The following is a 5,904-nucleotide window of genomic DNA, read 5'->3' on the forward strand; positions in this document are numbered from 1 at the left end:
TTCTCTTCATCCATCGTTTTTAAGCATAGTTACGCGCCGGGAAGCGTGAAGGGGCCGCCCTGGGCAATGGCGCGCTGCCAGGCCGGACGATTTTCAACCCGCGTTTTCCACGCCTGAAGGTTGGGCAGATGGTCGACGCCGCCGCGTGCCAGCAGGGCAAATACCGGGAAGCTCATCTGAATATCCGCCATGCTGGGCTGCTCGCCGGTAAACCACGGCTGGCTGCCGAGCTGAGACTCAATGTAGCGCGCATGGGTTTCAAGCTGCTTGTTAAGCCAGGCTTTCTGCACCCCTTCTCCTAACGCCTTGCCCAAGGTACGCAGGCCAAAGGGCACCGGCGGTTTGCCGAGGCTGCCAAACACCAGCTTCATGAGCAGAAGCGGCATCAACGATCCTTCTGCATAGTGCAGCCAGAAACGGTACTGGAGCTTCTGGTGCGTATCCGTTGGCTTGAGTTGACCGCGGGTATCATAGGTTTCCTGTAGATGCTCAAGGATCGCGCCGGATTCGGCAATGATTGTGCCGTTATCATCTAGCACCGGTGATTTCCCCAGCGGATGTACTTTCTTTAGCGCCTCGGGTGCCATCATGGTTTTTTCACGCTGGTAGCGCACAATTTGGTAGGGCAGACCCAGCTCTTCCAGGGCCCAAAGAACGCGCTGGGAACGCGACTGATTAAGATGATGTACAGCGATCACGGTTGTCTCCTGCTATCGATATGAGATAAGGCCTTGTCAGGCTTGCCCTCGCCTCCCCTAACTATAGAAAATTGCGCATGATCCGCGAAAAATTTCGGCAAAACTGACGGGTTTATCCCTGGCAATCCCGGTCTGGTGGCATAGACTAAAAGTGTCAACACAAACCGGAACCTCAACAACGCGTTCGAGCGAGGGGTGTAGATGTCGGGGGAAACCCTCCTGTAAATGAGCGGGATAGAGCGAAAGACAAAGACCGGAAATAACTAAAGCGCCCTTGTGGCGCTTTAGTTTTATTTGTCGTTTGCCTCATCCTCTAACAGCCGGGCCCCGGTTCCCTGCTCTCCCAGCCGGTCGCCTGGGTTACGCAGCGGACAGTCGCTGCGCGACAGGCAGCCGCAGCCGATACAGCCGTTAAGATCGTCCCGTAGCGCCTCAAGCGTGTGAATACGTCTGTCCAGCTCCTCCCGCCACTGGGAGGAGAGCTGCTCCCACGTTTTGGCATTCAGCGTATGGCCAGCGGGCAACACGCTCAGCGCTTCGCCGATGGTCGCCAGAGGAATGCCGATGCGCTGGGCAATCTTGATGATGGCCACGTAGCGCAGCACGTCACGGGTATAACGCCGCTGGTTGCCCTCGTTACGGACGCTTTTAATCAAGCCTTTACTCTCATAAAAGTGCAGAGCCGAGACGGCGACCCCGCTACGCCTCGCCACCTCGCCTGGGGTCAGCATCGCTTTAATACGCGGCAATTTCTTTTCCATAAAGCCCTTTACCTCAAGTTAACTTGAGGAATTATACTCCGCTTCAGACCAAACGACGACTTCAGCACTGAAAAAGAGGCAGCAGTATGTCCCATCAGCAAATTATTCAAACGCTTATTGAATGGATTGATGAACATATCGACCAACCCCTGAACATTGATGTAGTGGCGCAGAAATCCGGATACTCCAAGTGGTATTTGCAGCGGATGTTTCGTGCGGTGACTCACCAGACGCTGGGGGATTACATCCGCCAGCGGCGGCTAGTAATGGCAGCAGAGGCGCTACGGACGACGCAGCGGCCAATCTTTGATATTGCGATGGAGCTGGGGTACGTCTCGCAGCAGACCTTTTCCCGCGTGTTCCGTCGGGAGTTCGATCGCACGCCGAGCGATTACCGGCATCAGATGTAGCGCGGGCGGATCAGCGCAGCGGCTGCCGGGCCCACGCCATAAAGTCCTGGGGCGACAGCGCCTTTGCGAAGTACCAGCCCTGGCAATACTGCACGCCACGCTTTAATAGCCAGGTCACCTGCTCTGAGGTTTCCACGCCTTCGGCAATGATCTTGAGGCGTAAGCTTTGCGCCATCTCAATGATGTGTTCCGCAATCAGGTGGCTGGTACTGTTGGTAGTCAGCGTATCGATAAAGGATTTATCAATTTTCAGAATATCGACGTTCAGCGAATATAAATTGTGCAGGTTGGAATAACCGGTGCCAAAATCATCAATCGCCACCTCATATCCTGCCTGACGAAACGCCTGGATAACCGGCGTTGTTTTCGGCACATCAATAAACCCACGCTCGGTCACTTCAATTTTAATTTGCTGGGCCTTGACGGCATGCTGTTGGGCTTTATCAGAAATTAAAGCAATCAGGCGAGAGGAGTGGAAGTCCGAGGCGGAGAGGTTAATTGAGATATACAGCTGCGGATTTTCAGATAAGAAACGACCTAAATCAGCGAAGACTTCCTCAACGGCATAATCGGTTACCCGTTCAATGAGCCCCTCTTTTTCCGCCAGCGGTATGAATTCCGCCGGGCTCATCACCTGCCCTTCAAACCCAGGCCAACGTAACAACGCCTCGGCCCCCACGCACTGGCCGGTTTTAATATCAATAATCGGTTGATAATTGAGCCGCAGCTGACGTTTTAGCAAGGCGCGATGCAATAGACGGCGCGGTGAATTAATTTCCTGGTGGGTTCGGGACCACATTAGCAAAATAATAATGCTGCAAATCATCCCCAGCGGCAGCGTGAGCGTCGCCTGATGATAGAGAAACTGGAAATAGCGATCGCTGGAGGTGGAGACAATAATCGCTATAGGACGCTTTTCCGAGTGGGCAATGGTATAAAAGCGGCCATCCTGCTGAAAGGTAAAGTCGTTGTTCTGTACCAGACCTGCCAGTACCCGGACATCCGCCGTCGGGCTCACCGAGAAGAACGCCTTTGTTACCGTGTCGTATACGCCGTAGGCCAGCGAGTGGTCATCCGACATCACTTCGCTGTAGGCTAACGGGTTGACTACCAGTGCATAGTGGCCGCGCTGCATATAGACCATCTTATAGCCAGCATAAAACGGAGTATCACGATAATAATAGATAGAGACGTCCGGAGAGCGGGTATATTCCGCTGCGGAAATAATATAGGGCTCCACGGGTGCCATTGAGGTAGAACATAAAAAACGATCGCCATTAGCGTATATTATATCGGCAACGTAAAGCTGCCCGCGGATAATATTGAGCATATTATCGCGATGCGCTGGCGAGCAGATCCTGCCGTTAAATTTCTCTGCTTTACTGCGCGCGATATCGACCTGTTGGATAACCAGCTCGGTTTTATCCAGCGCAAGTTGCGCAAATGAACGCAGCTGTATGCCCGTCTCTTTAACGGCGCGGATGTGAGCAAACCATAGCGCCAGCATCACAGGCAGCAAAACTACCATGATGATCCCGACAATCCTTAGCGCCTTGCGGCGTGCGCTATGATTCATTTCCGCCCTATATCCCTGCTTTATGTGTGCCTGCATGGTCGGCAGGAAGCTTTGATAAACAGGTGATTACGTTGCATGAATCATCAGACATTAGCAACCGACTTTTATCATTAATAACCTAATATTTAGTTATGACGATAATATTTGTCCGTAAGCCAAACTAAAAGTGTTCGCCCTGTTTATATTAAGGAAAATAATTATCCAGCTATCGATAAGGGTTTTTCGTTAACGCCACAGGGGATCGTTGATTAAGCCAAACTGCCAGTGCGATAAAAAAGGATGAGTCCTGCGTTTATTTTTTCGTCTATGGCAATCCGCATTGAGCGAATAATGCACGCACCTATTTCCACACACTTCTAATGGTTAAATCGCACTCAAAAAGCCTGCACCACGACTGGCTAATAAAAGAACAAATGTGATATAGTTCACATATCTTATGAAACAAAAATAACGTTTCATTGTATCCCGTCAGTCCCTGCGAGCCTCACCCCAACGAAAGCGGCCCGCAGACGTGTGAGGTTAAAAACTATGGCCACCATTACGACTAGCCTTGTTCTGCTGCGCTGGCAGCTTATGAGCGCAATCCTGATGTTTCTAGCCAGCTCGCTGAACATCAAATTCCGTAAGTCCGACTATATTGGGCTGGCGATCATCAGCAGCGGTCTCGGCGTTGTAGCGTCCTGCTGGTTCGCCACCGGGCTGCTCGGCATCACCCTGGTCGACGTGGCGACTATCTGGCACAACATCGAAAGCATAATGATTGAAGTCGCCAGCCATGCGCCGCCAGAGTGGCCGGTGGTCATCACCTGAGTTAAAAAACAAAAAACCCCGACGCGTCGGGGTTTTTTTATGGCTTACGCTAGCTCAGCGCGCACTCAGAACGGGATGTCGTCGTCGAAGTCCATCGGCGGCTCGTTGTTAGACGGTGCCGGAGCGGACTGCTGCGGACGCTGCTGTGCGCCGCCGCTGAACTGGTTCTGGTTGCCGCCCTGCGGCTGCTGAGGCTGACCCCAACCGCCCTGCTGACCACCGCCCTGCTGACCACCTGCCGGTGCCCCGCCGCCCTGACGGCCGCCGAGCATCTGCATGGTGCCGCCCACGTTCACCACCACTTCAGTGGTGTATTTTTCCACGCCGGACTGATCGGTCCATTTGCGGGTGCGCAGGGCACCTTCAATGTAAACCTGAGAACCTTTACGCAGATACTCACCGGCCACCTCGGCCAGTTTGCCAAACAGCACAACCCGGTGCCATTCGGTCTGCTCTTTCATCTCACCGGTCGCTTTATCACGCCAGGATTCGGAAGTAGCCAGCGTAATGTTGGCTACTGCGCCCCCATTCGGCATGTAGCGTACTTCCGGGTCCTGGCCCAGATTACCGACGAGAATCACCTTGTTTACGCCTCTGCTGGCCATGGTTGTGTCTCCTGAATACGTTTCTTAATCTCAATAGTGTAAGCGCGCGATTGTAACTTACCAAGCGACGCTTTGATACCTTGCGAGGAGGATTCCAGTAATCCGCCCGCCGTGCGCTATTTTCGCACAAATGCGTCCGGGATGCATTCTTATACTGTATATCCATTCAGGTTTTTTTGTGTCATAATTAACCGTTTCAGTTCAGTTCGCCGGATGTCCTTCAAACATACCGAGCGCCGAGTCTCTTACCGGGAAAGGTGAATGGATAAGATAGAAGTACGGGGCGCGCGCACCCACAATCTCAAGAATATCAACCTCGTTATCCCACGCGACAAGCTGATTGTCGTCACCGGGCTTTCAGGTTCAGGTAAATCATCCCTGGCTTTCGACACCCTCTATGCCGAAGGTCAGCGTCGCTACGTTGAATCGCTCTCCGCCTATGCGCGCCAGTTCCTGTCGTTGATGGAAAAGCCGGATGTCGATCACATCGAAGGTCTGTCGCCCGCGATCTCCATTGAGCAGAAGTCGACCTCGCACAACCCACGCTCTACCGTCGGGACCATTACCGAGATCCACGACTACCTGCGTCTGCTGTTTGCCCGCGTAGGTGAGCCGCGCTGCCCGGATCACAACGTGCCGCTGGATGCGCAGACCGTCAGCCAGATGGTGGACAACGTGCTGTCGCAGCCGGAAGGCAAGCGCCTGATGCTGCTCGCGCCGATCATCAAAGAGCGTAAGGGCGAGCACACCAAGACGCTGGAGAACCTGGCAAGCCAGGGGTATATCCGCGCCCGTATTGATGGTGAAGTGTGTGACCTCTCGGATCCGCCGAGCCTTGAACTGCATAAAAAACATACTATCGAAGTGGTCATCGACCGCTTTAAGGTGCGGGACGATCTGACCCAGCGCCTGGCCGAATCGTTTGAAACCGCGCTGGATCTCTCCGGCGGGACGGCGATTGTCGCCGATATGGACGATGCGAAGGTTGAAGAGCTGCTCTTCTCCGCTAACTTTGCCTGCCCGATCTGCGGCTACAGCATGAAC

General features: G+C 53.5%; 6 protein-coding genes and 1 pseudogene. 3 read left to right on the forward strand and 4 right to left on the reverse strand.

Features of this window, described 5'->3' with window-relative positions; all coding sequences use genetic code 11:
* Positions 1-29: 29 nt before the first annotated feature.
* Both FN633_RS15665 and soxR read right to left on the reverse strand, forming a co-directional pair.
* Entirely contained in the window at positions 30-698 is a 669-nt protein-coding gene (locus FN633_RS15665) for a glutathione S-transferase family protein (protein WP_154058348.1), read from the reverse strand.
* 290 nt (positions 699-988) lie between these two features.
* The gene (gene soxR / locus FN633_RS15670; protein WP_144816721.1) at positions 989-1,459 is read right to left on the reverse strand and encodes a redox-sensitive transcriptional activator SoxR; all 471 of its coding nucleotides are present in this window, start codon (positions 1,457-1,459) and stop codon (positions 989-991) included.
* Positions 1,460-1,545: 86 nt separating this feature from the next.
* Here soxR and soxS point away from each other — a divergent pair, with 86 nt between their 5' ends.
* Positions 1,546-1,869, forward strand: a complete 324-nt coding sequence (gene soxS, locus FN633_RS15675) for a superoxide response transcriptional regulator SoxS (RefSeq protein WP_042388822.1) — start codon at positions 1,546-1,548, stop codon at positions 1,867-1,869.
* 10 nt (positions 1,870-1,879) lie between these two features.
* Here the strand turns inward: soxS and FN633_RS15680 are convergent, their stop codons facing one another.
* The gene (locus tag FN633_RS15680; RefSeq protein WP_154058349.1) at positions 1,880-3,445 is read right to left on the reverse strand and encodes an EAL domain-containing protein; all 1,566 of its coding nucleotides are present in this window, start codon (positions 3,443-3,445) and stop codon (positions 1,880-1,882) included.
* 528 nt (positions 3,446-3,973) lie between these two features.
* Here FN633_RS15680 and FN633_RS15685 point away from each other — a divergent pair.
* The gene (locus tag FN633_RS15685; protein WP_154058350.1) at positions 3,974-4,255 is read left to right on the forward strand and encodes a YjcB family protein; all 282 of its coding nucleotides are present in this window, start codon (positions 3,974-3,976) and stop codon (positions 4,253-4,255) included.
* A 65-nt stretch (positions 4,256-4,320) separates the two neighbouring features.
* On the opposite strand, the gene ssb1 is transcribed toward FN633_RS15685, so the two are convergent.
* The gene (ssb1, locus tag FN633_RS15690) at positions 4,321-4,860 is read right to left on the reverse strand and encodes a single-stranded DNA-binding protein SSB1 (protein ID WP_154058351.1); all 540 of its coding nucleotides are present in this window, start codon (positions 4,858-4,860) and stop codon (positions 4,321-4,323) included.
* A 261-nt stretch (positions 4,861-5,121) separates the two neighbouring features.
* Between ssb1 and FN633_RS15695 the strand changes: the two are divergent.
* Positions 5,122-5,904 (forward strand): annotated as a pseudogene (locus FN633_RS15695) (excinuclease ABC subunit UvrA); the annotation flags it as partial.

This window comes from Pseudescherichia vulneris (assembly GCF_902164725.1).
GTDB classification, from domain to species: Bacteria; Pseudomonadota; Gammaproteobacteria; order Enterobacterales; family Enterobacteriaceae; genus Pseudescherichia; species Pseudescherichia vulneris.

Bases quoted from the DNA above. Each gene is read 5' to 3' on its own strand.
- ssb1 (WP_154058351.1), bottom strand. From the start codon at position 4,860: ATGGCCAGCAGAGGCGTAAACAAGGTGATTCTCGTCGGTAATCTGGGC.
- FN633_RS15685 (WP_154058350.1), top strand. From the start codon at position 3,974: ATGGCCACCATTACGACTAGCCTTGTTCTGCTGCGCTGGCAGCTTATG.
- FN633_RS15680 (WP_154058349.1), bottom strand. From the start codon at position 3,445: ATGAATCATAGCGCACGCCGCAAGGCGCTAAGGATTGTCGGGATCATC.
- soxS (WP_042388822.1), top strand. From the start codon at position 1,546: ATGTCCCATCAGCAAATTATTCAAACGCTTATTGAATGGATTGATGAA.
- soxR (WP_144816721.1), bottom strand. From the start codon at position 1,459: ATGGAAAAGAAATTGCCGCGTATTAAAGCGATGCTGACCCCAGGCGAG.